This window comes from Pseudomonas sp. P4_C3 (assembly GCF_056402075.1).
The window spans coordinates 1-2,215 of record NZ_JBFUIC010000501.1 but is presented as its reverse complement, the minus strand read 5'-3'; the positions used below and the strand labels follow the sequence as shown (position 1 = coordinate 2,215).

2 protein-coding genes are annotated in these 2,215 nt (G+C 47.2%); both read left to right on the top strand.

Going from position 1 to position 2,215, the window contains the following annotated elements:
* The first annotated feature begins 238 nt into the window (after positions 1-238).
* Positions 239-1,585, top strand: a complete 1,347-nt coding sequence (locus AC1DVH_RS29870) for a pyridoxal-phosphate dependent enzyme (protein WP_477756825.1) — start codon at positions 239-241, stop codon at positions 1,583-1,585.
* 14 nt (positions 1,586-1,599) lie between these two features.
* Positions 1,600-2,037, top strand: coding sequence for an Lrp/AsnC family transcriptional regulator (locus AC1DVH_RS29865; protein WP_477756824.1), 438 nt, complete (start codon positions 1,600-1,602; stop codon positions 2,035-2,037).
* Positions 2,038-2,215 lie beyond the last annotated feature (178 nt).

The window sequence follows — 2,215 nt, the reverse complement described above, 5'->3', positions numbered from 1 at the left end:
GGCCTGGCGTGGGCGATGTGCGACTCCTCACCATCTGCGTTTGCAGATGACGATGATCTCGCTCAACGCTTCAGAAGAAGGCCTCACATTGCACAGGAAAGGCTCACTGCAGCACTGAATTTCAGCAGGGCACCGCCTTACGGGTGGAAGGCTCAGAAAAGGCGAGAGGGTGTCTCAAATCAYGAAGTACGTCAGCACACGGACGCCTGGTAAAGAATTCGAGTTCAGCGAGGTCCTCATGGGGGCGTACGCACCGGATGGTGGGCTTTTCGTTCCTAGCAAGGTTCCTCGCTTCAAAAGCGATGATCTCCTGAAGCTTGAATGGCTACCATTTCACGAACTGGCACGTCATGTAATCGAGCCGTTCCTAGGTGACTATATCCCTCAAAATGAACTGTCTCGAATTCTTGAGGAGACATTTGACCGTTTTAAAAGTATGGCTGTTGCGCCGCTCTATCAGACGGCTACCAATGAGYGGGTATTAGAACTATTCCATGGTCCGGCAGGGGTCTATCAAGACTTCGGTCTCCAATTGATGTCTCGTCTGGTTGAGTACTCTTTACTAAAGTCCGGAAAGAAAGCGCTTGTCGTTGGTTGCACTGGTGGAGACACGGGTGTCGCGGCCATCAAAGCCTTCAATGGCATGGAAGGTGTGACTGTGATTGTTCTGCATCCTTCCAGAGGAATAACAGATGAGCATCGGCGTCGCTTATTAGGCGCTGCCGAAGAAAATGTTATAAGTATTTTGGTTGAGGGTGATTACGCCGATTGTCATCAGCTGTGCGAAAAATTTCACAGAGGCATTAACGAAACAGGTCAACAATTAATATCTTTCAATTCGGTGAATTGGGTGAGGGTGCTGGCGCATCTGTCCTTCTACTTCTACTCGTCGCTTCAATTAGGTGCGCCTAAAAGAGAGGTGGCGTTCAGTGTGCCTACCGGAAATTTTGGTGCTCTCTATGCAGGCTGTATTGCAAGGGAAATGGGGTTACCCATCAGGYAACTCATTGTAGCAACGAATACCAACGCGGGTTTGCATAACTTTCTTCAGTCTAACCTCTATAGGCGTAATGAGATTCGTATTACCAACACGCCTTGCATGAATGTGTCGTTAGCCTCTAATTTCGAGCGGCTGCAATGGAGTATTCTCAATAGGTGCAGTGATAAAGTGGCTAGAAATATGGAGCTACTAGAGACGGATGGCCAAATTCAACTGGAACAGGATGAGTGGTTAGAGGCGCGAAAGCTATTTGATTCTTTGGCGGTAGAGGATGCAGAGGCATTTTCCTGTATTCATGAAGTCTTTGTTAAAAGTGGTTACTTGATCAGTCCCAATACCGCGATTGGATTACGAGCTGCGCGAATTAACAGGCGTAGCTTACTGACACCAATGATCTGCTTGGCCACGACGCATCCTTCAAGCTCTGCCTCAGTTCTGGCTGAAGCCGATGTTCAATCTCCAATGAGTGTGGTGAGTGCTCACCCCTTCTCTAATGACGAATGCATTTCAATTTCCAATGATGTTGGCATCCTTACGGAACTCATCAAGACGATATCCCAAGACACGAAGTCTCGCTCGCTATAATCCTGGAGTTAGAGATGAAGCGCGTTTTAGATAAGACGGATGAAAAAATACTGGAAGAGCTTACTCGTAATGCTCGACTTGCGCATAACGACATTGCCATGAAAGTTAATTTGTCTAGGAATGCTGTCAGGCTCAGGATTGAACGGTTGGAGCGGGACGGATATATCAGGGGTTATACCATAATCAAAGGTGGGCCACCTTCCGAGGTTGCGCCAATTAATGCCCTTATTTTTGTGTATCGAAAAGACCGAATGCGTGGTGCTGAAGTAGTGCGTTCAATTGTCTCAATGCCTGAGGTCGATTCCTGCAATGTAATGAGTGGTGACCTGGATATTGTAGTGACAGTTGAAGCGGCAAGTTCGGATTGTATTCATCGGGTCTGGAGCGACATATCCACGTTGCCAGGAGTTCTGAATACGGTTACGTCTTTTGTATTGTCTTGCACGAAGTAGGTTGCTAGGAAATCAAAATGCTCTCTCCTGCGAGCATTTTGCTCGCAACAATGATCGGTTTGCCATATTCGTATGAGCACTGCTGCAGTTTAGTATTTCAGTACCGAAAACATAACAATGAGGCCCATGTCGTGACTGAATATAAAATTGCTTTGCTTGGTTTTGGTGGTGTAAACCG